Here is a 25265-nt window from a genome sequence, read left to right on the forward strand (position 1 = left end):
AAATTAAGTAACAACCTCAGCCACCGTTGGGTTATCAATAGTGCCCGTCCCGGCTGAAGCCCGGCAATGTCTGAAATCAATGCGCTGTACCGCGTCAGGAGTTATACGTTGGACCAGAAGCAACCCTCATCCGCAGCCACCATGAAAGATGTGGCCGAGAAAGCGGGCGTCTCAACCGCGACGGTTTCTCGCGCGCTGATGAATCCAGAAAAAGTCTCGGCTGCTACCCGGCAGAAGGTGGATCAGGCAGTGATTGATGTGGGCTATGCGCCACATGGCCTGGCGCGCAATGCCAAACGTGGCGAAACACAAACGATTCTGGTAATTGTGCCGGACATTTGCGACCCCTTCTTTAGCGAAATCATCCGTGGCGTTGAAGTCACGGCGGCAAAAGAGGGATATCTGGTGCTGATTGGCGACTGCGCGCATCAGGATCAACAGGAAAAAACATTCCTCAACCTGATGCTGACGCGCCAGATCGACGGCATGGTGCTACTCGGTTCGCAACTGCCCTTTGACGCGGGTATTGAAGAACAACGCAATCTGCCCCCGATGGTGATGGGTAACGAATTTGCACCTGAAATGGCGTTGCCGACCGTGCACATCGATAACCTGACTGCCGCGTTTGAGGCGGTCAACCATCTGTTGCAGCTCGGCCATCGCCAAATTGCCTGTATTACCGGGCCAGAGCATATCCCGCTGAGCCAGTACCGTTTACAGGGCTATATTCAGGCGCTGCGCCGCAGCAACATTGCCATTGATCCCACGATGATTGTCCATGGCGATTTCACCTTTGAAGCGGGTGCCAATGCGCTCAAACACTTGATGAGTCTGCCTGTACCGCCGAAGGCCCTTTTCTGCCACAGCGATTTAATGGCGCTAGGCGCCATGAATCAGGCAAGAAAACTCGGCATGCGCATTCCGCAGGATCTTTCCGTGGTCGGTTTTGACGATATCGAGCTGGCGCAATATTACGATCCTCCTTTAACCACCGTTGCACAGCCGCGCTTTGCCATTGGCCGTGAAGCCATGCTGCTGCTGCTGGACGAGTTGCAGGGCAAACGCGTCAATAACGGCTCACGCCTGCTGGACGCGGAATTACGTGTGCGTGGAAGTACGGCTCCGGCCACAAAACGCTAAAAATAATCAGCGGCCCCCTGCATTTTCAGCAGATTCTGAAGGCAGACTCTGCTGGTCAAAGTTCCAGCCCTTGAGTAACATGACGCATTCGTTGCCGGGCATTTAACAGTACTTTTACACCCATTGTTTTCGGGTATTCGCCCATTGGCATTTTTTAAAAGGGTATCAGAACGAAAGTGGCACAGAGAGATTATGTAGGCCGCGGGCGTTCAACAGGGACGCGTCGCAAAAAACCCGCAGCGGGCCGCAGCAAGAAAAGCAAAGGCGGCTCCGGCACTTCTAAGTTGATGATGGTACTGGCTGTGGCCGTGCTGGTCACCTTTGCCGGTGGTTTATGGTTCATCTCTCATCACAAGAAAGAAGAGACCGAGGTTATCCCGAATCATAAAGCCAACGGCAACGGCCTTCCGCCTAAGCCGGAAGAGCGCTGGAAGTACATCAAAGAGCTGGAAAACCGTCAAATCACTGTGCCGACGCCCACCGAGCCGTCTGCAGGCGGCGGCGTGCAATCGCAGACACAGCTGACGGATGAGCAACGCCAGCTGCTTGAGCAGATGCAGGCGGATATGCGTCAACAACCTACGCAGCTGAATGAAGTGCCGTGGAACGAGCAGACCCCAGCACAGCGCCAGCAAACGTTGCAGCGTCAGCAGCAAGTGCAGGTTCAGCAGCAGCAATCACAGCGTCAGCAGCAACAGCTTCAACAGCAGCAGCGCCAACAGCAGGTTCAGCAACAGCAGGCCGCGCGTCAGCAACAACAACCGGCACCAATCACCCGCGAGCCGGTGCAACAGCCGAAACCGCAGGAAACCGCAAAAGCCAAACCGGAAGAGAAAGCCACTTCGCAGCGCTGGATGGTGCAGTGTGGTTCGTTCAAAGGCACCGATCAGGCGGAGTCTGTGCGCGCGGGTCTGGCATTTGAAGGTTTCGAAAGCCGTATAACGACTAGCGGTGGCTGGAATCGTGTGGTTATCGGGCCGTTCAAAGACCGCAGCAGCGCTGACAGCACCGTCAAACGCTTGCACAGTTCCGGCCACGGAAGCTGTATCCCCCTCGCTCTACCCTGAATCATTCGACGAGCGGCAAGTGCGTGAATCCCCTGAGCTTACGGCAGTGAGTCACAGGGGTGAACGCACCTCGCCAACGCACCCGCCATTTCAAGTAAGACAAATCTCGGGGTTGAAACCCTCCAAACCTACCCCATATCTGGTTGCATGATACTCCGCGCTCTGTGCGCGATGTTCCTATTCCACTGCAACAAGGGGTCTGCCCGTGACAACAATAGTAAGTGTTCGACGCAACGGCCGAGTCGTGATTGGCGGTGATGGCCAGGCTACGCTCGGCAATACCGTGATGAAAGGCAACGTGAAGAAAGTGCGTCGTCTCTACAATGACAAAGTGATCGCCGGTTTTGCTGGCGGCACCGCAGATGCCTTCACCCTGTTTGAACTGTTCGAGCGTAAGCTGGAAATGCACCAGGGCCATCTGGTGAAAGCAGCGGTCGAACTGGCAAAAGACTGGCGTACCGATCGCATGCTGCGCCGCCTTGAAGCGCTGCTGGCGGTGGCTGATGAAAACTCCTCACTGATCATCAGCGGTAATGGTGACGTCATTCAGCCTGAAAATGATCTGATTGCCATCGGTTCTGGCGGGCCTTACGCCCAAGCAGCGGCACGCGCCCTGCTAGAGAATACCGACATTGGTGCGCACGATATCGTTGAGAAGGCGCTGAATATTGCCGGTGATATCTGCATTTACACCAACCACAACATTAACTTCGAAGAATTACCGTCTAAGGCTAAGGACTAAACATCATGTCTGAGATGACTCCCCGCGAGATTGTCAGCGAGCTTAACCGCTTTATCATCGGCCAGGACGGCGCAAAGAAGGCAGTCGCTATTGCGCTGCGTAACCGCTGGCGCCGCATGCAGCTCGACGAAGAGCTGCGCCATGAAGTGACGCCTAAAAACATTCTGATGATTGGCCCGACCGGTGTAGGTAAAACCGAAATCGCTCGCCGCCTGGCTAAGCTTGCCAACGCGCCTTTCATCAAAGTCGAAGCCACCAAATTCACCGAAGTGGGCTACGTCGGTAAAGAAGTGGACTCGATTATTCGCGATCTGACTGACTCTGCCATCAAGATGGTGCGCAGCCAGGCGATCGAGAAGAACAAATACCGTGCTGAAGAGATGGCTGAAGAGCGCATTCTGGATGTGCTGATCCCGCCGGCCAAGAACAACTGGGGCCAGGCAGAACACACCGCTGAACCTTCTGCTGCGCGCCAGTCTTTCCGCAAGAAACTGCGTGAAGGCCAGTTGGATGACAAAGAGATTGAAATCGATCTGGCCGCTTCTTCCGCTGGCGTTGAAATCATGGCACCTCCTGGCATGGAAGAGATGACCAGCCAGTTGCAGTCGATGTTCCAAAACCTCGGCGGCCAGAAGCAGAAAGCGCGCAAGCTGAAGATCAAAGAAGCGATGAAGCTGCTGATTGAAGAAGAAGCGGCAAAACTGGTGAACCCAGAAGAGCTGAAGCAGGACGCCATCGAAGCGGTTGAACAGCACGGTATCGTTTTCATCGACGAAATCGATAAAATCTGTAAGCGTGGCGGTCAAAATTCGGGCGGCCCTGATGTTTCACGTGAAGGCGTGCAGCGCGATCTTCTGCCGCTGGTAGAGGGCTGTACCGTCTCTACCAAACACGGCATGGTGAAAACCGACCACATTCTGTTTATTGCTTCTGGTGCATTCCAGGTGGCTAGCCCATCAGATCTGATTCCAGAACTGCAGGGTCGTTTGCCGATTCGCGTAGAGCTACAAGCGCTGACCGTGAATGATTTCGAACGCATTCTGACCGAGCCAAACGCCTCAGTGACCGTACAGTACAAAGCGCTGATGGGTACGGAAGGTGTGAACGTTGATTTCACCGAGGATGGTATTCGCCGCATTGCCGAAGCCGCATGGCAGGTGAACGAGACCACCGAGAATATCGGTGCTCGCCGCCTGCACACGGTGCTGGAGCGTCTGATGGAAGACATCTCATACGACGCCAGCGATCGTAGCGGTGACTCCATCACCATCGATGCAGAATATGTCGGTAAGCATCTGGATGTGTTGGTGGCCGACGAAGATCTCAGCCGCTTTATTCTGTAATCGTCCAACTGCCCATGATGCCCGGCCACTGTGCCGGGCATTTTTTTACGCAGGATATTGATGCAGCGCTTTTTTTGGTGGCTGATGATTTTGCCAACAATCGCCAGATAGCGATATACTTACCGCTCCTGTGGCAAACAGACGATACCCTCATGAAATACGATACTTCCGAACTCTGTGACATCTACCATGAAGAAGTGAACGTGGTTGAACCGCTTTTTTCGAATTTTGGCGGACGCACCTCATTCGGTGGGCAAATTACCACAGTGAAATGTTTCGAAGACAACGGCCTGCTCTACGATTTGCTCGAAGAGAATGGTCGGGGTCGTGTGCTGGTGATCGACGGCGGTGGCTCAGTACGTCGTGCATTAGTGGATGCACAACTGGCACGTCTCGCGGCACAAAATGAGTGGGAAGGATTGGTGGTTTACGGCTCAGTGCGTCAAGTTGACGATCTGGAAGAGCTGGAAATCGGCATTCAGGCGATTGCCGCGATCCCAGTGGGTGCAGCGGGAGAGGGCATTGGTGAAAGTGACGTACGCGTTAACTTTGGCGGTGTGACCTTCTTCTCTGGCGACCATCTTTATGCCGATAATACCGGCATCATTCTGTCGGAAGACGCACTCGATATCGAGTAAGCCACAACAAAAACGGGTGCCGCAGCACCCGTTATGGGTTTAAGCATAGGCGCTTAAACCTCTTCCATTTTTCCCAACAGTGCACGCAGACGCTCCTGCCACACGTGCTGTTCTTCTTTCAGATGCTGGTTTTCACGCACCAGGGCATCTTGGTTGCCGGAAGCCTGGCTGGCTTCGTTACGCAGCGTATTATTCTGATCTTTCAGCTCTTCGATTTCCATCTGCAGCAGAGTGATGGTATCAATCGCCTGCTGTACTTTCGCTTCCAGTTTCTCGAACACTTCAAATGACATCTTTCTGACCTCTCCTAAATCTTTTGCAAGGCGTTGATGGTGCTGGGACTGCCTTGTTATGGTGCGTCCAGCCACGATGTCCCGATTGTATGTAGCCAAACCCCGCAAGTCCAGCGGCGCAAGGCCTGCAAGGGCAGTCTGTAACACTTTTCAGTTAATGCTTAAAAAAACGCTCAGGTTCGCGCATTTTTGCGCGCGGTCACGATATTGGACTTAGGTAAAGCAGGGTTAATGGCCCTTAAAGAAAGGTAAAAGACGCGAAAACGCGCATTTTTATGACGCAGTACACATATTTTGATTTCGCTATTTCTCGTTTATGCTCGTTAACGATAAATTCACAACAGCCCTACATAAGAGCTGGGTGACTCATGGATTGAGAACAAAAACTGATAAAATTTAACCTCGCTTCAGGAATGCCATTATGAGTCAGACAACGAACACACTTAAAGGTCAGTGCATAGCCGAGTTTCTCGGCACCGGTTTGATTATCTTTTTCGGTGCAGGCTGTGTTGCTGCACTGAAACTGGCGGGTGCCGCATTCGGTCAGTGGGAAATTTGTATCATCTGGGGTCTGGCTGTCTCCATGGCAGTTTATCTCAGCGCAGGTGTGTCAGGCGCGCATTTGAATCCGGCCGTTACGGTCGCGCTGTGCCTGTTCGCCAACTTCGAAGGCCGTAAAGTTCTGCCTTACATCCTGGCGCAGGTTGCCGGTGCCTTCTGTGCGGCAGCGCTGGTTTACGGCCTCTACTACAATTTGTTCTTTGACTACGAAGCCAGCCATCAAATGGTGCGTGGCAGCGTGCAGAGTCTCGACCTGGCCGGCATCTTCTCCACCTATCCGAACCCACATATCAGTGTAGGTCAGGCATTCTTGGTTGAGATGGTTATTACTGCAGTATTAATGGCCGTTATCATGGCGCTGACCGATGACGGCAACGGCGTGCCACGCGGTCCACTGGCTCCGCTGCTCATTGGTCTGCTGGTTGCCGTTATCGGTGGTTCAATGGGCCCACTGACCGGCTTCGCACTTAACCCAGCGCGTGACTTCGGTCCGAAACTGTTTGCTTTCATCGCAGGTTGGGGCCAAGTCGCCTTTACCGGTGGTAAGGATATTCCTTACTTCCTGGTGCCGATCTTTGGCCCATTAGTCGGTGCCTGCCTCGGCGCCTTCGGTTACCGTTCACTGATTGGCCGCCATCTGCCTGTCAGTGTGGTGGAAACCAGCACTGCAGAAAAACCGGTCGCCCGCGCTGAGCAGCGTAAAGCGTAAGTTTCATCGTTAATCATCAGGAAAATAAAATGACTACGACTGATAAAAAATACATTCTCGCGCTCGATCAGGGCACTACCAGCTCTCGTGCCGTTGTTCTGGATCATGACGCGAACATTGTCGCCGTCTCACAGCGTGAATTCACCCAGATTTACCCAAAAGCGGGCTGGGTTGAGCATGACCCAATGGACATTTGGGCATCACAAAGCTCGACGTTGGTTGAAGTACTGGCACATGCTGACATCCGTTCTGATGAGATCGCGGCGATTGGTATTACCAACCAGCGTGAAACCGCCATTGTATGGGATAAAGAGACCGGTAAGCCGATTTACAACGCCATTGTCTGGCAGGATCCACGTACTGCGGACTACTGTAACAAGCTGAAAAAAGAGGGTCTGGAAGAGTATATCCAGCACACCACGGGTTTGGTGATTAACCCGTACTTCTCAGGCACCAAAGTGAAGTGGATCCTCGATAACGTTGAAGGTGCGCGTGAGCGTGCAAAACGTGGCGAACTGCTGTTCGGAACGGTAGATACCTGGCTGGTGTGGAAAATGACTCAAGGTCGTGTTCACATCACTGACCACACCAACGCCTCGCGTACCATGATGTACAACATCCACGAACTGAAGTGGGATGAGCGCATGTTGGAGATTCTGGATATTCCGCGCGAAATGCTGCCGGAAGTGAAAGGCTCTTCTGAAATTTACGGCCAGACCAACATTGGTGGTAAAGGCGGTACGCGTATTCCAATCGCGGGTATTGCGGGCGACCAGCAGGCTGCACTGTATGGCCAGCTGTGCGTTCAACCGGGTATGGCGAAAAACACCTACGGTACTGGCTGCTTCATGTTGATGAACACCGGCACCGAAGCCGTAACCTCAACACACGGCTTACTGACGACCATCGCCTGTGGTCCACGTGGTGAAGTGAACTACGCACTGGAAGGTGCCGTATTTATCGGTGGTGCCTCTATTCAGTGGTTGCGCGATGAGATGAAGCTGATCAGTGATTCCACTGACTCTGAATACTTCGCTTTGAAAGTGAAAGACACCAACGGCGTTTACATGGTGCCTGCGTTTACCGGTCTGGGTGCGCCTTACTGGGATCCGTATGCACGTGGTGCCATCTTCGGCCTGACACGCGGAGCGAATGCTAACCACATTATCCGCGCAACGCTGGAGTCCATTGCTTACCAGACGCGTGACGTACTGGAAGCCATGCAGAATGATGCAGGAACGCGTCTGCAATCACTGCGTGTCGATGGCGGTGCCGTCGCCAACAACTTCCTGATGCAGTTCCAGTCAGACATTCTCGGCACGCGTGTTGAGCGTCCAGAAGTGCGTGAAGTCACCGCGCTGGGTGCGGCTTACCTCGCAGGCTTGGCTGTCGGCTTCTGGAGCGATCTGGAGGAAGTGCGTGCGAAAGCGGTAGTTGAGCGTGAGTTCCGCCCAAGCATCGAAACCACCGAGCGTAACGTGCGCTATGCAGGCTGGAAAAAAGCCGTGGCACGTGCGCAAGCCTGGGAAGACGCTGAGTAACATGCTTCAGACCCGCAGCACTCTGCTGCGGGTTTTTCTCCCCGCCCTGCTTCCTCCCCCGTGCTACACTGCCTACCTGTTTTTTATCAGGTGCAACCATGAAACGAGAACTCGCGATTGAATTTTCCCGTGTGACCGAAGCCGCTGCATTAGCGGGCTATCACTGGTTAGGACGCGGCGATAAAAATGCGGCCGACGGCGCTGCCGTTCACGCCATGCGCATTATGCTGAACACGATCGATATCGACGGCCAGATTGTGATTGGTGAGGGCGAAATCGACGAAGCGCCGATGCTGTATATCGGTGAAAAAGTCGGTACCGGCCGTGGTGATGCGGTGGATATCGCTGTCGATCCGATCGAAGGCACACGCATGACGGCGATGGGCCAGGCCAACGCGCTGGCGGTTTTGGCGGTCGGCGATAAGGGCAGTTTCCTGCACGCACCTGATATGTACATGGAAAAGCTGATTGTGGGTCCCGGCGCGCGTGGCGCCATCGACCTGAATCAACCATTGGAAACCAATCTGCAAAACATCGCCGTGGCGCTGGGTAAACCGCTCAGCCAGCTAACGGTGTCGATTTTGGCCAAGCCGCGTCATGATGCAGTCATTGCCCAGCTGCAACAGCTTGGCGTGCGCGTATTCTCCTTCCCGGATGGCGATGTCGCCGCGTCGATTTTGACCTGCATGCCGGATAGCGAAGTGGATGTGATGTACGGCATCGGCGGCGCGCCGGAAGGCGTGGTGTCGGCAGCGGTGATCCGCGCGATGGATGGCGACATGCAGGCACGTTTGCTGGCACGTCATGAAGTCAAAGGCGATAACGCAGAAAATCGTCGTCTTGGCGAAAACGAGCTGCAACGCTGCGCGGAGATGGGCATCAAAGCCGGGGAAGTGTTGAAGCTGGAAGAGATGGCACGCAACGATAACGTGATTTTTGCGGCCACCGGCATCACCACCGGTGACTTGTTGAAAGGCATCACGCGTAACGGCAACATCGCCACCAGTGAAACCCTGCTGGTGCGCGGCAAATCACGCACCATCCGCCGCATCCAGTCGATCCACTATCTCGATCGCAAAGACGCGGCGCTGCATCAGTTTATCCTGTAATCGCCTGCTTGCCGCTCTCCGGATGGCGTGAGAGCGGCCACCAGCACAGCAGCATCACCAGTGATGTGACGAACATCAACATGCCCAGGCTCGACTGATCGTGCTGTGGCAGCAGCGCTGACAGCCAGGCTATCACGCCAGAACCTAAGTTCTGCAACCCGCCAATCAGCGCCCCCGCGCTGCCGGCTAACCATGCGTATGGCTCCATCGCGCCGGAGGTGGCCAGCGGGAACAACATTCCGGCACCGAAGAAGAACAGCGCAGCAGGCACCAGCAGCGTCCAGATATTCATCACGCCGAACCAAGCCGGAATCCACATCAGCAAGCCCGCCAGCAAGCAGCTATTTACGCCATACCACATGAGCGTGTGCCACGATTTCTGCTCGCGCCCGGCAAACCATGCGCCAAAGAATGCCGCTGGAATCGGCAGGATAAACAGAATGCTGACGGTCAGCCCGTCAAGCCCCAGCACACCGCCCATCAGCACGCCACAGCTGGCCTCAAACACCGCAATCCCCGCGAGTGCCCCAATCAGCAAGAGCAGATAACGCATGAAGTTACCGTCACTGAGTAGTGTGGCGTAACGACGCAGGAACGGCGTTGCAGGCGTATCGACCGGGCGCGTCTCCGGCAACCAACGCGCCATGGAGACCGTGACTGCCACGCAAAGCAACAACAGGAAGGCAAAACACGCATGCCATCCAAACAGATGCGTCAGCAGTGCACCTATCACCGGCGCCAATAGCGGGCTCACCAAAATGCCCATGTTGAGCAAGCTGTTAGCCTGACGCAGTGCAATACCGGAATAGAGATCACGCGGCATGGTGCGTGCCATGACGCCCGCCACACCTGTACCTAACCCCTGCACCGCGCTACCCAATACCAGTATCGGCAAGGACGGTGCGAACATAGCGATCAACGCCCCCACGGCAAAGATCGTCATGCCCACCAGGATCACCGGACGGCGGCCAAAGCTGTCTGACAGTGGGCCATAGATCAGCTGCGATCCGCCATATGTCATCAGATAAGCGGCCATCACCTGTTGCATGGTGCCGCTACGCACATTGAGTGCCTCGGCCATGTTCGCCATGGCGGGTACGTAGATGGTTTGCGCCATCTGTCCGACCGCCACCAGCACGATCAGCATGAATAACAGGAAGCGGTTTTGTGATTTATTCTTCAACATGGAACAAAATGTCTGCCTGAGAAACAAAATAAAAGCAGCACTAAAAAAGGCTGCTGGCGATTAATGGCGGCAAAAATATCAGGATTCAGTGACAAATCGAGAGGGGAGTACAAAGCGATGTCACTTAAGGTGTCAAGAATACGTACCGGGTCGTAACTCGGCCGCTACAGTTGATAGGGAGTGCGCACCATTTGTCGTTGAGAGCCCTTTGCCCAACATGGGGGTGGAAATCTATTGGATGGCTGGCGATGATAATCACATGCCTGAATAATCAACAATAAGGAGCGAACATGGCAGAGTGGATTAACGCTGAAGTTGAAGAGGTCAAAAACTGGACCGATGCCCTGTTCAGTCTGCGCGTCAGGGCACCCATCGACGCCTTTACCGCTGGGCAGTTTGCCAAACTCGCGTTGGAAATTGACGGCGAGCGCGTGCAGCGCGCCTACTCTTACGTGAATGCGCCTCAGGACCCGCTGCTGGAGTTCTACCTGGTGACCGTCCCTGAGGGCAAACTCAGCCCACGCTTGCAGGCCTTAAAGCCCGGCGATCAGGTGATGGTCACCAAAGAAGCGGCGGGTTTCTTTGTACTCGATGAAATTCCCGACTGTAATACCCTGTGGATGCTGGCCACCGGCACGGCAATCGGCCCTTATTTATCTATCTTGCAACAGGGCGAAGGTCTGGAACGTTTCGACAACATTGTCCTGGTGCATGCAGCGCGCTTCGCAGATGACCTGAGCTTTTTACCGCTGATGCAGCAGTTACAGCAGCGTTATGCCGGCAAACTGCATATTCAGACGGTGGTGAGCCGCGAGGTGATTGCCGGTTCCCTGCATGGACGTGTGCCGCAACTTATTGAGAGTGGCGAACTGGAACGTGCCGTTGGCTTGCCGATGAGCGCCGATACCAGCCACGTGATGCTGTGCGGTAATCCGCAGATGGTACGTGATACCCAGCAATTACTGAAAGAGTCTCGTGAAATGCGTAAACATTTCAAACGCAAACCGGGCCATATGACCAGTGAACATTATTGGTAATCCGCGATGTGTGATTAATCTGAGATTTTTCGCAGTGCGGGTTTTGACTTTGCCCGGTAAAAACCGTTCTAATCGTGGGCTAAGTGAATGATTTAGGGCCGAAGCAATGAAGAACCTGCCAGTCGCGCTGTTAGTCAGCGTTGCGCTGACATTTCCCGTCTGGGCAGAGGATGCGACACCGCAGGATCGGAGCGATCACCTGCCCGCCGCCCCCTATCTGTTAGCGGGTGCTCCGACCTTCGATATGACCATCGCGCAGTTCCGCGAAAAGTACAATACCGCCAATCCGGACCTGCCCTTGCTGGAATATCGTGCGATTGACAGCCGTGATGACAAGAGCAATCTCACGCGCGCGGCCAGTAAAATTAGCGAAACGCTCTACGCTTCTACCGCGCTGGAACAAGGCACCGGTAAAATCAAAACCCTGCAAATCACCTGGCTCCCCGTGCCAGGACCCGACATGAAAGCGGCACAAGCACGTGCGATGGATTACATGACCGCCTTGCTGCGCTTTTTCGTGCCTGGGTTATCGCCTGAAGATGGCCGTAAAAAGCTCGATTCCCTGCTTAGCGCCGGTAAAGGTGCGCGCTATTTTGCGCGTACCGAGGGCGCACTGCGCTTCGTGGTCGCTGATAACGGCGATAAGGGCCTGACCTTCGCCGTAGAGCCGATAAAACTGGCGCTTGCGACCCCTTGATCACTCCGGCAAAAATGACGAAAAGCAAAGCCAGCGGCACATTTGATCTCTATACTGTCTGGCAGACATCGCTGCCCGATGGCAGCGCTATTTCATGAATCGCGTTATGCGGAGGAAAGAATGCGACATCCACTGGTTATGGGTAACTGGAAACTGAACGGCAGTAAGCACATGGCGGGCGAGCTGATCGAAGGTCTGCGTAAAGAGCTGTCTGGTGTGGAAGGTTGTGGTGTAGCGATTGCCCCACCGGCTATCTATCTTGACCTGGCTAAACACGCCATTTCCGGTAGCCACATTGCACTGGGTGCTCAGAACGTAGACGTTAACCTGTCTGGTGCATTCACCGGTGAAACCTCCGCAGAGATGCTGAAAGACGTCGGCGCGAAATACATCATTATCGGCCACTCTGAGCGCCGTACCTACCACAAAGAAAGCGACGAGTTCATCGCGAAGAAATTCGCTGTGCTGAAAGCAGCCGGTCTGATCCCTGTGCTGTGCATCGGTGAAACCGAAGCAGAAAACGAAGCGGGCAAAACTGAAGAAGTGTGTGCTCGTCAGATCGATGCCGTGCTGGAAACCCAAGGCGCAGCAGCCTTCGAAGGCGTGGTGATTGCTTATGAACCTGTCTGGGCGATCGGCACTGGCAAGTCAGCTACCCCTGCTCAGGCGCAGGCTGTGCACAAATTCATTCGTGACCACATCGCGAAGAAAGATGCCGCGATTGCTCAGCAAGTCATCATTCAGTACGGCGGTTCGGTTAACGACAAAAACGCCGCAGAACTGTTCACTCAGCCAGATATCGATGGCGCACTGGTGGGCGGCGCTTCACTGAAGGCAGATGCCTTCGCCGTGATTGTTAAAGCAGCTGCTGCAGCGAAAAACGCGTAAGTATTCCGCTTGGTAATAAGGCGGCTCATCAGCCGCCTTTTTTTGGTCATCATAAACGGCGACAATTCGTGTACTTTTCCTGCGCGTTGCGTGTCTACGATGAAGCCTGTGTCTAATGATCTAAAATCTTGCAATTATGATCCTGCAACTCCTCCGCAGAACCACTGTTCAACTTAAGCCAATTCCGCTCTAACGCTAACAGGGCCAAACGCCCATCCGGCAGCGCTGCCAACGCTAATCCATATTTGCCCATTTCCATGCGTGCATTCGGCACTTCTTCCGCTAAGCGGATAAAGGCACTTTGCTGTGCCAACTCCGCAGTGGACAGCGTGCGAATCAGATAGTGATGTTTTTGCAACGTGGCGGATTGCCACTGATCGTTGAGTCGTGTCGTGAGGTTATCTAACTGCTGACGGACATCGGGACGCAGGCAGGAAATATGGATATGCAGTTGATTCTGCGATCGGCCATACTGCGCGTTAATCGCCAGCGACAGTGCGCTATCCGCAATCGGCCCACCTCGTTTTTTTGCCAGTAAACCGCGCTGCTGCCAGGCCGCAGCAAACAGGTTTGGCGTAGTGGGTTCAAGAATGATGGGACTTTCCATCCCGGTGATTTTCTCAATCGGCATCAGCAAATACTGCAAAGGCCCGTTGAGATCTTTCAACGTGACATAGCCCTGTGCCGTATTCACTTGCTGGCAAGGGGCGGGATTGCCACTCTTTGCCATGTTCGGCACGCACTTTTCACTGATGATCTGCCACAGTGCGTTGGAATTCTTCTGGAAGTGGAAGGCGCTGACGATCAATCCGACAATCAGTACCAGCAGTAAAACGGTTAGCAACTTCAGGGTGCGACGACTTCCCTGCATGGCCAGTTCCTCAGTTCATCACCTGCGAGCATCCTCGCCTGCCGTTTGGGCAATGTCACGGACTTTTACTGCTGTATAATGCAAAACGGCCAGCGCCAGGCTGACCGTTTCTGTTTGATGCGATGACGATTAAGGTTTCATGACCTGATCGTAACTGCCACCATCGGCGAAGTGGGCTTTCTGCGCTTGCGTCCAACCACCGAACTTGCTGTCGATAGTGAACAGTTTCACCGGCGCAAAGGTGCTGGCGAACTTCTTCGCGACTTCAGGATCGCGCGGACGATAGAAGTTTTCCGCTGCAATCGTCTGGCCTTCTGGCGAGTAGAGATATTTCAGGTACTCTTCGGCGACTTTACGTGTGCCCTGCTCATCCACGACTTTATCGACCACGGATACGGTAGGTTCAGCCAGAATCGACTCGCTCGGGGTCACGATTTCAAACTTGTCTTTACCCAGTTTGTTCACCGCCAGATACGCTTCGTTTTCCCAGGCAATCAGCACATCACCAATGCCACGCTCTACGAAGGTGTTGGTGGCACCACGTGCACCCGAATCCTGCACTTCTACGTTCTTGAACAGCGCCTTCACATACGCCAGCGCTTTGGCCTGATCGCCGTTGTTCTGATCCAGTGCCCAGCCCCATGCGGCCAGATAGTTCCAGCGTGCGCCACCTGAAGTTTTCGGGTTCGGCGTGATCACCGATACGCCAGGTTTAATCAAATCATTCCAGTCATGAATGCCCTTCGGGTTGCCTTTACGAACCAGGAACACGATGGTGGAAGTGTACGGTGCGGAGTTGTCCGGCAGGCGTTTGATCCAGTTTTTATCAATACGACCACGGTCGGCAATCGCATCTACATCAGACTGCAGCGCCAGCGTCACCACATCGGCACGAATGCCATTGATGACTGAAGTGGCTTGCTTGCCGGAGCCACCGTGCGACTGACGGATGACCACATTGTCGCCCGTTTCCTGTTTGTAGTGCGCGCTAAACGCTTTGTTGTATTGCTCATACAACTCACGCGTTGGATCGTAAGAAACGTTTAACAGCTGGATATCCTTTGCCAAAACACTGGTGGAAGCCAGTAACAGGGTGACACCAATACTCCACTTGTTCATTGCTTGCTCTCCCGAGGTCGTTATAGAACAAGACTGACATAAACCAATCCAATGATTAAAGAATTAAAAATAAGTGGTTATAACTTAAGGGAATATAAACAGGGGTAAAAAAGGGCACGGTGAAGACCGCGCCCTTATTCAGATTGATTAATAAAGTTTTTTCGCCGTATCCAGCCAATCGCGCTTGAATGGACGCTTCATGTTTTCGATCGCGTCGATGATGTCATGATGCACCATCTTCTCATTCTGAATCCCGACACAGCGACCACCGTAGCCCTGCAACAGGAGCTCAATGGAGTAGGCGCCCATACGTGAAGCGAGAATGCGGTCGTAAGCACATGGTGCACCGCCACGTTGAATGTGGCCCAACACGGTTGCACGCGTTTCGCGTTTGGTTTCAGCTTCAATGAAATGCGCCAAATCGTCGATATCACAGATGTGCTCTGTGATGGCCACAATCGCGTGTTTTTTGCCTTTAGCGATACCCGCTTTGATCTCTTCCACCAGCTCTTCACGGGTGTAAGGGATTTCAGGCAGCACGATGAACTCGCACCCGCCGGCAATCGCAGCAGCCAGGGTTAAATCGCCGCAGTAACGGCCCATAACTTCAACAATTGAGATACGCTGGTGTGAAGATGAGGTGTCGCGCAGGCGGTCAATCGCTTCCACTACGGTTTCCAGTGCAGTGAAGTAGCCAATGGTGTAGTCAGTACCGGCAACGTCATTATCAATGGTGCCTGGCAAGCCAATGCACGGGAAGCCCATTTCGGTCAGACGCTTGGCGCCCATGTAGGAACCGTCACCGCCGATGACCACAAGTGCATCGATACCACGTTTCTTCATGTTCTCAATGGCGACCTGACGTACTTCTTCATTGCGGAAATCAGGAAAACGCGCGGAACCGAGGAAAGTACCACCACGGTTAATCATGTCTGACACGCTGTAGCGGTCGAGATTGATCATACGATCTTCATACAATCCCAGATAGCCGTCGTAGATACCAAAAACTTCAAGGCCTTCACTCAGCGCGGAACGGACAACTCCGCGGATGGCTGCGTTCATGCCCGGGGCGTCACCGCCGCTGGTCAATACTCCGATTTTTTTGATCATGACAACCTCTGGATTGTTCAAAACTAAGGATTATGTCTGCCAGCCGATCAGTGTAACCCGCTCACGATCGCGCGGCTTAATAGTTGCAGATAGTATATCAAAGGCTTGATGCTGAATTGATTCAGGTCAGACAAGTTTTCGCTAATTTTTTACAGAGTTGTTAGCGTTACGTCATTTCTAACACGCAACGCCCTGATAATTAAACGCTAAAACTGGAAAAAACCTTGCTGATTTTCTGGCACCACTGAACAGGGATCCTGATGGATAATCACATCTGAACCGGGAAATTTCTGTCGCAGTGCTTGCTCTATCTGGTCCGCCACCTGATGTGCCTGCACCAACGGCAGGTGATCGTCCATTTCCAGATGAAGCTGAATAAAGCGCGTCGGCCCGGATTGACGCGTGCGTAATGCGTGAGCACCGCGCACGCCTGGCCAGTCACTCACCAGATTAATGATCGCCTGCTTTTCCTCTTCCGGCAGGGCGCGATCCAATAACGATTGCACGGCCTCGTAGCCCATACGCAGTGCGTTATAGAGAATATAGACGCCAATACCGAGCGCGAAGAGTGCATCAGCCCTGACAAAACCATAGCTGCTTAATACCAGTGCAACCAGAATCGCGCCATTCATCACCACATCGGATTGGTAGTGCAGCATGTCTGCCCGAATAGCCTGGCTGCGTGTCAGCCGCACAACCCAGCGTTGAAACGTCACCAGTAACAGCGTAGAGAACAAAGCGACCACCGTCACGACGATACCCACCAATGGCGAGTGCAGCGTATTAGGGGAAGCCAAGTGCTGAATACCCGTGAGGAATAAAAACAGCGCAGAACCGGAGATAAACATGCTTTGTGCCAAAGCGGCCAGGGACTCTGCTTTGCCATGCCCGAAGGTGTGATCATTATCCGCGGGTTGTAGCGAATATCGAACCACCAGCAGATTGGTGAGGGATGCGGCAATATCCACCAGAGAATCAACCAATGCCGCTAACATACTCACTGAACCCGTCAGCCACCAGGCAAAAATCTTCACAATCAGCAGTAAGGTTGCCAGGGTAGTTGCAGCCAATGCCGCGCGATTAACGAGCTTTGCATATGAGGGATCCATGCCTTGCCTCATTGAAGTGTGCGCCTATGCGCAGCACCTTTAGTCATATGATGGCTAAAGTTTATCATTCCCATGCTTAGGCTGCGTGAATTGAATATTAAGCTGCTGATGCAGTAGTGAAATGATGGGCAAAAAAAACCCCGCCATCATGGCGGGGAAGACAGGGATGGTGTCTATGGCAAGGAAAACAGGGATACTATGTTACTGGTTACTGCTGGTACTACTCACTGCATGCAGCGGTGATGATGGCTGCAATCCGGAGAGCTGACGTGCATCATTGAGACGTCGCTCATAATTCTTCTGCAATGTCGCTTGCTGTGCAGGCGTTAGCAGGTGATACATTTGGTTGCGAACCCGAGCCATCTCAACTTGCAGTTCAACCTGCGTGCGGGCTTGTTTCTCTGCCTGCTGCCGGATGGCCGATTCGTTAAATTTGTCTGCAATGACAAGGTCATGCATAGTTTCTATGTCCTGAACGCTCAGGACCGGACGTTCGTGTCGCGCTTGCTGCATCAGGTCTCGCATCTGTTGCCGCTGTTGTTCAGTCAGCTCAATGCCATCGAACATGTGGCTTTGCGGATTTTGCGTCATACTGCCTGTCGTCAATCCGCCGTTCTGATGCATCTCGTCAATCGTCGTCGTGTCTGCTGCTTCTGCGCTGGCGTGACTGAGAACCATCGCTGAGGCAATGACGACGGCGGTTAAGTAGCGCATCGTTTACTCCCAGTTCGTTCCGTTTTGCGATTCAACGAGAGCTAGTGTACGGCGATGGCTGCAAACATCCGTCAGGGGGTGTAAAACTACGTAAAGCGTTGGATTGCAAGTCAAGGATCACGGTATTTTGCCTGCGGAGGGCAATAAAAAATGAATAAAATCCTGTTGGTTGATGACGACCGCGAATTAACTTCGCTGCTTAAAGAACTGCTTGAGATGGAAGGTTTTGAGGTGATTGTCGCCAGTGATGGCGAGCAGGCGCTCAACCTGTTGGACAACACCGTTGACCTGTTATTACTCGACGTCATGATGCCGAAGAAGAACGGTATCGACACGTTGAAAGAGCTACGCCAACAGCATCAAACACCGGTCATCATGCTGACCGCTCGCGGCAGTGAGCTGGATCGTGTACTCGGCCTTGAGCTGGGTGCTGACGACTATCTGCCGAAGCCGTTTAACGACCGCGAGTTGGTGGCACGTATCCGCGCTATTCTGCGCCGTTCTAACTGGAGCGAGCAGCAACAGCAGCACGACAATAGCTCACCCACGCTGGAAGTGGATTGCTTGCGCCTGAATCCCGGTCGCCAGGAAGCCAGCTTTGATACTGAAACGCTGGATCTTACCGGTACCGAATTTACCCTGCTCTATTTGCTGGCGCAGCATTTAGGCCAAGTGGTCTCTCGTGAACATCTCAGTCAGGAAGTACTGGGCAAGCGCCTGACGCCATTTGACCGTGCTATTGATATGCATATCTCTAACCTGCGTCGTAAATTGCCGGAACGTCGTGATGGCCATCCGTGGTTTAAAACCCTGCGCGGACGCGGCTATCTGATGGTTTCGGCATCATGATTGGAAGTTTGACCACCCGCATCTTCGCCATCTTCTGGCTTACGCTGGCGCTGGTGTTGATGCTGGTTTTAATGGTGCCCAAACTCGACTCGCGCCAGATGACATCCTTGCTGGAAAGCGAACAACGACAGGGCACCATGATTGAACAGCACGTGGAAGCAGAGCTGTCACAAGATCCCCCCAACGATTTGATGTGGTGGCGTCGGCTGTTTCGTGCGATTGATAAATGGGCACCACCAGGCCAACGCTTGTTGTTGGTGACCAGCGAAGGCCGCGTGATCGGCGCACAGCACAACGAAATGCAGGTGATTCGTAACTTTATCGGCCAGTCTGATAACGCCGATCATCCGCAGAAAAAGAAATATGGTCGCGTGGAGATGGTAGGCCCCTTCGCCGTGCGTGATGGCGAAGACAATTACCAGCTCTACTTGATTCGCCCTGCCACCAGCTCGCAGCTCGATTTTGTTAATTTGCTCTTTGACCGCCCGTTACTGCTGCTGATTGTCACCATGCTGATCAGCTCACCGCTGCTGTTATGGCTGGCGTGGAGCCTTGCCCGACCAGCACGTAAGCTTAAGTATGCGGCAGATGAAGTGGCGAGTGGGAATTTACGCCAGCATCCTGAACTGGAGTCAGGCCCACAGGAATTTCTCGCCGCGGGTTCAAGCTTTAACCAGATGGTGAGTGCGCTGGAACGCATGATGACTGCTCAGCAGCGACTGTTGTCTGATATCAGCCATGAACTGCGTACTCCGTTGACGCGCCTGCAACTGGCTACCGCTCTGTTACGTCGACGTAATGGAGAAGGCAAGGAGCTGCAACGCATCGAAACCGAGGCCCAACGTCTTGATGGCATGATTAACGACCTGTTGGTCTTATCGCGCACGCAGCACAAGAATGCGCTGGTCAGCGAAGCCATGAAAGCGAACCAGTTGTGGAACGGCGTGCTGGAAGATGCCAAATTCGAGGCAGAGCAGATGGGCAAAACGATGGATGTGCCCTACCCGCCGGGCCCGTGGCCTCTTTATGGCAACCCGCATGCGCTGGAGAGTGCCTTGGAAAACATTGTGCGTAATGCACTGCGTTATTCTCATAACCACATCAGCGTCAGCTTCTCAGTGGACATTCAGGGTATTACTGTTCACGTTGATGATGATGGCCCTGGCGTCAGCGCCGAGGACCGCGAGCAGATCTTCCGTCCATTTTATCGCACGGACGAAGCACGCGATCGCGAGTCTGGCGGAACTGGCTTGGGTTTGGCTATTGTTGAAACCGCCGTTCAGCAGCACCGTGGCTGGGTGAAAGCCGATGACAGTCCACTTGGAGGACTGCGGCTGACACTCTGGTTACCGCTGTACTCCGCTCGCCAATAATTTGCTATGCTTCGGCCCTCGTTTCCGGGGGCCTTATGCTAAATATCGTTTTATTTGAACCTGAAATCCCGCCAAACACGGGTAACATTATCCGTTTATGTGCCAATACTGGCTTTCAATTGCATTTAATTGAGCCGCTAGGCTTTGCCTGGGATGATAAACGCCTGCGTCGCGCAGGGCTGGATTATCACGAATATACCTCGTTAAAGAAACACCCCAATTACGCCGCATTTCTGGCGTCAGAAGCGCCGCAGCGCCTGTTTGCTTTGACGACCAAAGGCACACCAGCACACAGTGCAGTGAACTACCAGGCAGGTGATTATTTACTGTTTGGCCCGGAAAGCCGTGGGTTACCAGCCGAGATACTCAACGCCCTGCCCGCTGAGCAGAAAATTCGTATTCCGATGATGGCGGAAAGCCGCAGTATGAACCTGTCGAATGCCGTGTCGGTGGTGGTCTATGAAGCATGGCGCCAGCTTGGCTATGCTGGCGCACTGATCAAGGATTAGATACCGTCGCCATATTCAAAGCCAGCGCCGGTAAAGTGCTGGTCCATATCCATTGACGGTTTATCACTGGTAGGTTTGCCGACAATACGCGCCGGCACGCCTGCTGCAGTGGTGTGCGGTGGCACCGGTTGCAGCACGACCGATCCGGCGCCAATTTTTGCACCGCGGCCGACTTCGATATTACCCAGAATTTTGGCACCGGCACCAATCATCACACCCTCACGGATTTTCGGATGGCGATCGCCACTGGTTTTCCCCGTGCCTCCCAGCGTGACTGATTGCAGAATCGATACGTCGTTCTCGACCACTGCCGTTTCACCAATCACAATGCCGGTTGCGTGGTCGAGCATGATACCGCGACCAATACGCGCAGCCGGGTGAATGTCGACCGCGAAAGAGACCGAAATCTCATTCTGTAAATAGACAGCCAGTGCGCGACGTCCCTCTTTCCACAACCAATGGCCAATGCGGTACGCCTGTAGCGCATGGAAGCCCTTCAGATATAACAGTGGCGTGGAGTATTTATCGACCGCTGGGTCACGCTGACGCACCGCCTGAATATCATAAGCCGCAGAGACGATCATCTCTGGATCTTCACGGTAGGCTTCTTCAACAATTTCACGTACAGCGATGGCTGGCATGATGGGATTCGCGAGCTTGTTCGCCAACATATAGCTCAACGCGCTACCGAGATTTTCATGCTTGAGCAATGTCGCGTGATAAAAACTGGCCAGCATGGGTTCACAATCAGCCAGCGCTCTGGCTTCAGCTTTAATGTTGTTCCAGACCAGTTCTAACTCTTCTGACGACATTGCTATGTGCTCCCGATAAAAAAAGCGCCTGAGAGGCGCTGCAGGTGGTTTAGCTGAGCATCTTGCTTCAGCTTTGGCTGTTTTCGTCCTTCCTTGCACGGCCAAGTAAACTCAATGCTGCCTCTCGCGCCGATTTTTCGCAATACAAGACCTGATAAATCTGCTCGGTGATGGGCATTTCAACACCCATGCGCGCTGCCAACGCTTTGACTTCTTTGGTGTTTCTATAGCCTTCTACAACTTGTCCGATAATGCGCTGCGCCTCATCAACGCTTTCGCCCTGCCCCAGCATCATACCAAAACGTCGGTTGCGTGATTGATTATCGGTACAGGTCAGCACTAAATCACCCAGTCCTGCCATTCCCATAAAGGTGGTCGGATCGGCACCCAGTGCGGCACCCAAGCGGCTCATTTCAGTTAATCCACGCGTAATGAGTGCAGTACGCGCGTTGGCGCCAAAACCAATCCCATCGGAAATGCCCGCACCAATCGCAATCACGTTTTTCACCGCGCCGCCAAGCTGAACGCCAATGAAATCTGGATTGTTGTAAACGCGGAAACTTTTGCCACAGTGAAGCTTTTGCTGCAGGTCTTCAGCAAATTGAGCATCGGTTGCTGCCAACGCAATCGCAGTCGGTAATCCCGCGGCTAATTCTTTTGCAAAGGTTGGCCCAGAAATGACCGCCAGAGGAATGCTATCCCCCAGGATTTCACGGGCGACGTCCTGCAATAAACGGCCAGTCTCTTTTTCCAGTCCCTTCGTCGCCCATACGATACGAGAATCAGCGCGCAGGTGCGGCTTAAGCTGAGTCAGCACATCGCCAAAAACATGGCTGGGCACGACAACGAGCAGATCGCGGCTAGCACTGACGACAGTCGCCAGATCGGCTTCCGGAGCAAGATTGTCGGGGAAAGGAACATCGGGAAGGAATGCGGTATTGCAGCGATCAGCCTGGAGTTGAGCCACGCTTTTCGGGTTGTGGCCCCAGAGCAAAACCGGATGGCCATTGCGGGCCAATGTGATGGCCAGAGCGGTGCCGTACGAACCGGCACCGATGACGCTAATCGAAGCGTTAAGTGTAGTCATCAGGCATCCTGACGTGGCGCTTCGCCTTCACCTTGCTGCTGCAGATAGTTCATGAACAGGGCATCAAAGTTAACTGGCGCCAGATTGAGCTGCGGGAAAGTACCACGAGACACGAGGCTGGTGATGCATTCACGTGCATACGGGAACAGAATGTTCGGGCAATACGCACCGAGGCAATGTGCCATCTGCGTGCCTTCGATGCCGCCGATGGTGAAGATACCCGCCTGCTGAACTTCACACAGGAATGCAGTGTCTTCGCCAACGGTTGCTGTCACGGTAACGCGCAGAACCACTTCATACACTTCATCAGCCAACTGAGAAGAAGCAGTATCCAAGTCCAACTTCACTTCCGGTTCCCACTCTTTCTGGAAAACCTGAGGTGCGTTTGGCGCTTCGTAAGAAACGTCTTTGGTGTAAACACGTTGAATCTGGAACTGCATTTCGTTAGTGCTATGTTCTGACATGTTACTAAATCCTGTGAGTTAAATTGTCTGACCGAAAAATTATGCCTGGAGTAAGGGATCGAGTCCCTGACGCCCATCCAGCGCGTAAAGATCGTCACAGCCACCAATGTGCTGCGCATCAATAAAAATCTGCGGAACCGTTGTGCGACCACTACGCTGGATCATCTCTTCACGTTTCGCCGCGTCCCCATCAATGGGAATCTCCTGGAACGACACGCCTTTCTGATCCAGCAGCGCCTTTGCCCGGTGGCAATAGGGGCAAGTCACTTTGGTATAAATTTCTACATTAGCCATACGGTTACCTCTGGGAATTATTTACCACGTACCAGCGGCAGATTCTCACCACTCCAGCCACTCACGCCATCTTTCAGCACGGAGACTTTCTCGAAACCTGCGGCACTCAATTTCGCAGCAGACTCACCTGCGCTCTGACCCGTCGCGCATACCACAATTATGGGTTGCGACTTGTGCTTTTCCAGCTCGGCAAAGCTTCCTTTTTTGATATCAGCTGCTGCAATGTTCAGCGCCCCTGAAATGTGTCCTTTGCGATAATCATCGCGCGAACGCACGTCTACAACCACCGCGTCCTCTTTGTTGATCAGGTGGGTCGCTTCACCACGGCTGACGGTTTTTACCTTTGAGAACATTCCTTTAACGGTAGTCACAATCACCAGAACGAGTAAAACAACCCATGCCAGACTCAGGATGGTGTGATTGCTTGCAAACTGCATAATTTCTTGCATGAGGGGTAACGACTCCAGACCGGGCTAATAAGCTAAAACAAGGGTTCTGAGTATACCTGCGCCACTTCGCATGTACAGTCGCGAAGGGGACAGAGTTACGATTTGTGCGTCATTTTCCAAAAAAAGTGTTCTAATCGCAAAATTAAGACAATGTTTATGCCGGTAAGCTCGGTACCGACATCTTTCGTAAAGCAAAACCCGCTTGGGATAACTGGTAAGCGGCTGTTCATCGTGGAATAATTATCGACTATGAAGGGAAAAGCGACCGTTTCACACACAAGGACCCGTTACAACGGCCCAGCACATCCGTTGTTATTTCGCTGGTCCGAAATCTCCCTAAGCCTGCTCTGTGCGGGCGCGCTGTTGTTGCCTGTTGCCGCTCAAAGTGCGGATGACAGCAAAACCCAGCTGAAATCCATTCAGCAGAATATCGCCGAGAAAGAAAAAAGCGTTAAAGCGCAAAAAGTGCAACGCAGCAAGCTGCTGGATCAGCTGCAAAGTCAGGAAAAAGTGATTGCACAGGCCAGCCGTCAGTTACGCGAAACCCGCAATAGCCTGACCGCCCTTAATGGCGAAATAGCCCAAACCACTGCTTCAATATCTCGCCTGGAAAAACAGCAGGCGCAGCAGGAAAAACTGCTTGCTCAGCAACTCGATGCCGCTTTCCGTCAGGGCCAGCACAATGGTTTACAGTTGCTGCTAGGCGGAGAGGAAGCACAGCGAAGCGAACGCATTCTTGCTTATTTCGGCTACCTTAATGCTGCACGGCAGAAAAATATCGACGACCTCAAGCAAACCCAACAGCAGTTGGCCGATCAGCGCAAGGCATTGCAGGACAAACAGGAGCAGCAAAAATCCCTGTTAGCCCAGCAGCAGTCGCAGCAAACCAAACTGGAAACCGCCAGTGCCGCGCGTAAAAAAACGCTGACGGTACTGGAGAGTTCACTGGAAAAAGACCAAGCCGATTTGGTCGAAATGCGTGAAAACGAAAGCCGCCTGCAGGATAAAATTGCCAAGGCGGAACGTGAAGCGCGTGAGCGCGCAGAGCGTGAAGCGCGCGAAGCGGAAAAAGTTCGCCAGCGTCAGGCGCAAGCGAAAGCCAAGGGGTCCAGCTATCAACCTACGCAGAGTGAGCGCGAGCTGATGGCACGCACCGGTGGGCTTGGCAAGCCAGGTGGACAAGCCGTTTGGCCGGTAAACGGACGAATTGAACATCGTTTCGGTGAATCCATGCAGGGTGAATTGCGCTGGAAAGGTCTGGTCATTGATGCGCCAGAAGGCACCGAAGTGAAAGCCATCGCCGATGGACGCGTACTGATGGCCGATTGGTTGCAAGGCTACGGTCTGGTTGTGGTATTGGAACACGGTAAAGGCGACATGAGCCTTTACGGCTACAACCAAAGTGCGCTGGTGAGCGTCGGTACTCAGGTGAAGGCAGGACAGCCTATCGCGCTTGTGGGTACCAGTGGCGGCCGCGGCACGCCATCGCTCTACTTTGAAATCCGACGTCAAGGACAGGCCGTCAATCCACTACCGTGGTTAGGAAGATAAGTG

Annotated in this window: 27 protein-coding genes; 15 read left to right on the top strand and 12 right to left on the bottom strand. The window is 53.5% G+C overall.

Translation table 11 applies throughout. The annotated features are described in order from the left end of the window. Positions 1 to 66 precede the first annotated feature (66 nt). The 5 genes from cytR (at position 67) to rraA (ending at position 4930) form a co-directional block, all read left to right on the top strand. Positions 67 to 1140: a DNA-binding transcriptional regulator CytR gene (gene cytR, locus F3J38_RS23180; protein ID WP_370661737.1), complete on the top strand. Its 1074-nt coding sequence runs from the start codon at positions 67 to 69 to the stop codon at positions 1138 to 1140. A 176-nt stretch (positions 1141 to 1316) separates the two neighbouring features. After that, positions 1317 to 2207 (top strand): cell division protein FtsN, encoded by an 891-nt coding sequence (gene ftsN / locus F3J38_RS23185; protein WP_167142590.1) that lies wholly within the window; start codon positions 1317 to 1319, stop codon positions 2205 to 2207. Positions 2208 to 2412: 205 nt separating this feature from the next. After that, complete coding sequence (hslV, locus tag F3J38_RS23190) at positions 2413 to 2949, top strand: ATP-dependent protease subunit HslV (protein ID WP_071845580.1); 537 nt, start codon at positions 2413 to 2415, stop codon at positions 2947 to 2949. A 5-nt stretch (positions 2950 to 2954) separates the two neighbouring features. After that, positions 2955 to 4292, top strand: coding sequence for an ATP-dependent protease ATPase subunit HslU (gene hslU, locus F3J38_RS23195; RefSeq protein WP_167142593.1), 1338 nt, complete (start codon positions 2955 to 2957; stop codon positions 4290 to 4292). Positions 4293 to 4444: 152 nt separating this feature from the next. After that, positions 4445 to 4930, top strand: coding sequence for a ribonuclease E activity regulator RraA (rraA, locus tag F3J38_RS23200; protein ID WP_039328319.1), 486 nt, complete (start codon positions 4445 to 4447; stop codon positions 4928 to 4930). 53 nt (positions 4931 to 4983) lie between these two features. Here rraA and zapB read toward each other — a convergent pair whose 3' ends face one another. Continuing rightward, the gene (zapB, locus tag F3J38_RS23205; protein ID WP_034823745.1) at positions 4984 to 5223 is read right to left on the bottom strand and encodes a cell division protein ZapB; all 240 of its coding nucleotides are present in this window, start codon (positions 5221 to 5223) and stop codon (positions 4984 to 4986) included. Between the two features lie 421 nt (positions 5224 to 5644). On the opposite strand from zapB, the gene F3J38_RS23210 reads away from it, so the two are divergent. The 3 genes from F3J38_RS23210 to glpX all read left to right on the top strand — a co-directional run bounded on the left by F3J38_RS23210 (position 5645) and on the right by glpX (position 9143). Continuing rightward, positions 5645 to 6493, top strand: coding sequence for an MIP/aquaporin family protein (locus F3J38_RS23210; RefSeq protein ID WP_167142596.1), 849 nt, complete (start codon positions 5645 to 5647; stop codon positions 6491 to 6493). A 29-nt stretch (positions 6494 to 6522) separates the two neighbouring features. After that, positions 6523 to 8034, top strand: coding sequence for a glycerol kinase GlpK (gene glpK, locus F3J38_RS23215; protein ID WP_167142599.1), 1512 nt, complete (start codon positions 6523 to 6525; stop codon positions 8032 to 8034). Positions 8035 to 8132: 98 nt separating this feature from the next. After that, on the top strand, positions 8133 to 9143 hold the full coding sequence (gene glpX, locus F3J38_RS23220) for a class II fructose-bisphosphatase (RefSeq protein WP_167142602.1): 1011 nt from the start codon (positions 8133 to 8135) through the stop codon (positions 9141 to 9143). Here glpX and emrD read toward each other — a convergent pair. Further along, on the bottom strand, positions 9133 to 10329 hold the full coding sequence (emrD, locus tag F3J38_RS23225; protein ID WP_167142605.1) for a multidrug efflux MFS transporter EmrD: 1197 nt from the start codon (positions 10327 to 10329) through the stop codon (positions 9133 to 9135). The two genes, glpX and emrD, sit on opposite strands and share 11 nt — an antisense overlap. A 290-nt stretch (positions 10330 to 10619) precedes the next feature. Here emrD and fpr point away from each other — a divergent pair, with 290 nt between their 5' ends. The 3 genes from fpr (at position 10620) to tpiA (ending at position 12951) form a co-directional block, all read left to right on the top strand. Then, complete coding sequence (gene fpr, locus F3J38_RS23230; RefSeq protein ID WP_167142608.1) at positions 10620 to 11366, top strand: ferredoxin--NADP(+) reductase; 747 nt, start codon at positions 10620 to 10622, stop codon at positions 11364 to 11366. A 106-nt stretch (positions 11367 to 11472) separates the two neighbouring features. Then, entirely contained in the window at positions 11473 to 12063 is a 591-nt protein-coding gene (locus tag F3J38_RS23235) for a YiiQ family protein (RefSeq protein WP_167142610.1), read from the top strand. Between the two features lie 120 nt (positions 12064 to 12183). Next, complete coding sequence (tpiA, locus tag F3J38_RS23240) at positions 12184 to 12951, top strand: triose-phosphate isomerase (RefSeq protein WP_167142613.1); 768 nt, start codon at positions 12184 to 12186, stop codon at positions 12949 to 12951. Positions 12952 to 13063: 112 nt separating this feature from the next. Here tpiA and F3J38_RS23245 read toward each other — a convergent pair whose 3' ends face one another. The 5 genes from F3J38_RS23245 to cpxP all read right to left on the bottom strand — a co-directional run bounded on the left by F3J38_RS23245 (position 13064) and on the right by cpxP (position 17874). Further along, positions 13064 to 13822 (bottom strand): CDP-diacylglycerol diphosphatase, encoded by a 759-nt coding sequence (locus tag F3J38_RS23245; RefSeq protein ID WP_167142616.1) that lies wholly within the window; start codon positions 13820 to 13822, stop codon positions 13064 to 13066. A gap of 129 nt (positions 13823 to 13951) precedes the next feature. Continuing rightward, the gene (locus tag F3J38_RS23250) at positions 13952 to 14941 is read right to left on the bottom strand and encodes a sulfate ABC transporter substrate-binding protein (RefSeq protein WP_167142619.1); all 990 of its coding nucleotides are present in this window, start codon (positions 14939 to 14941) and stop codon (positions 13952 to 13954) included. A gap of 147 nt (positions 14942 to 15088) precedes the next feature. Then, positions 15089 to 16051, bottom strand: a complete 963-nt coding sequence (gene pfkA, locus F3J38_RS23255) for a 6-phosphofructokinase (RefSeq protein WP_167142622.1) — start codon at positions 16049 to 16051, stop codon at positions 15089 to 15091. A 206-nt stretch (positions 16052 to 16257) separates the two neighbouring features. Beyond that, complete coding sequence (gene fieF, locus F3J38_RS23260) at positions 16258 to 17160, bottom strand: CDF family cation-efflux transporter FieF (RefSeq protein WP_167142625.1); 903 nt, start codon at positions 17158 to 17160, stop codon at positions 16258 to 16260. 201 nt (positions 17161 to 17361) lie between these two features. Continuing rightward, positions 17362 to 17874 (bottom strand): cell-envelope stress modulator CpxP, encoded by a 513-nt coding sequence (cpxP, locus tag F3J38_RS23265; protein WP_167142629.1) that lies wholly within the window; start codon positions 17872 to 17874, stop codon positions 17362 to 17364. A 150-nt stretch (positions 17875 to 18024) separates the two neighbouring features. On the opposite strand from cpxP, the gene cpxR reads away from it, so the two are divergent. The 3 genes from cpxR to trmL are packed head-to-tail and all read left to right on the top strand — an operon-like array spanning position 18025 to position 20605. Further along, positions 18025 to 18723, top strand: coding sequence for an envelope stress response regulator transcription factor CpxR (cpxR, locus tag F3J38_RS23270; protein WP_084935645.1), 699 nt, complete (start codon positions 18025 to 18027; stop codon positions 18721 to 18723). Next, positions 18720 to 20096, top strand: coding sequence for an envelope stress sensor histidine kinase CpxA (gene cpxA, locus F3J38_RS23275; RefSeq protein ID WP_167142632.1), 1377 nt, complete (start codon positions 18720 to 18722; stop codon positions 20094 to 20096). The genes cpxR and cpxA overlap by 4 nt, the downstream gene beginning before the upstream one ends. Positions 20097 to 20131: 35 nt before the next feature. Continuing rightward, positions 20132 to 20605, top strand: a complete 474-nt coding sequence (gene trmL / locus F3J38_RS23280) for a tRNA (uridine(34)/cytosine(34)/5-carboxymethylaminomethyluridine(34)-2'-O)-methyltransferase TrmL (RefSeq protein WP_167142635.1) — start codon at positions 20132 to 20134, stop codon at positions 20603 to 20605. On the opposite strand, the gene cysE is transcribed toward trmL, so the two are convergent. From cysE to F3J38_RS23305, 5 genes are all read right to left on the bottom strand, one after another. Further along, entirely contained in the window at positions 20602 to 21417 is an 816-nt protein-coding gene (gene cysE / locus F3J38_RS23285; RefSeq protein ID WP_084935648.1) for a serine O-acetyltransferase, read from the bottom strand. The genes trmL and cysE overlap by 4 nt on opposite strands. Positions 21418 to 21484: 67 nt before the next feature. Then, positions 21485 to 22504 carry an NAD(P)H-dependent glycerol-3-phosphate dehydrogenase gene (gene gpsA / locus F3J38_RS23290; RefSeq protein WP_084935649.1) on the bottom strand — a complete coding sequence of 340 codons (1020 nt, stop codon included), beginning with the start codon at positions 22502 to 22504 and terminating at the stop codon, positions 21485 to 21487. Further along, positions 22504 to 22968 (bottom strand): protein-export chaperone SecB, encoded by a 465-nt coding sequence (secB, locus tag F3J38_RS23295; protein WP_034823785.1) that lies wholly within the window; start codon positions 22966 to 22968, stop codon positions 22504 to 22506. Before secB ends, gpsA begins: the two co-directional genes overlap by 1 nt. Positions 22969 to 23007: 39 nt before the next feature. Next, positions 23008 to 23262 (bottom strand): glutaredoxin 3, encoded by a 255-nt coding sequence (gene grxC / locus F3J38_RS23300; RefSeq protein ID WP_167142638.1) that lies wholly within the window; start codon positions 23260 to 23262, stop codon positions 23008 to 23010. A 17-nt stretch (positions 23263 to 23279) separates the two neighbouring features. Further along, on the bottom strand, positions 23280 to 23711 hold the full coding sequence (locus tag F3J38_RS23305; RefSeq protein WP_167142641.1) for a rhodanese-like domain-containing protein: 432 nt from the start codon (positions 23709 to 23711) through the stop codon (positions 23280 to 23282). A 249-nt stretch (positions 23712 to 23960) separates the two neighbouring features. Here F3J38_RS23305 and envC point away from each other — a divergent pair, with 249 nt between their 5' ends. Further along, the gene (envC, locus tag F3J38_RS23310; RefSeq protein ID WP_167142643.1) at positions 23961 to 25262 is read left to right on the top strand and encodes a murein hydrolase activator EnvC; all 1302 of its coding nucleotides are present in this window, start codon (positions 23961 to 23963) and stop codon (positions 25260 to 25262) included. The last annotated feature ends 3 nt before the right edge of the window (positions 25263 to 25265 follow it).

Origin of the sequence: Candidatus Pantoea formicae (assembly GCF_011752625.1) — a bacterium.
Taxonomy (GTDB): Bacteria; Pseudomonadota; Gammaproteobacteria; order Enterobacterales; family Enterobacteriaceae; genus Pantoea; species Pantoea formicae.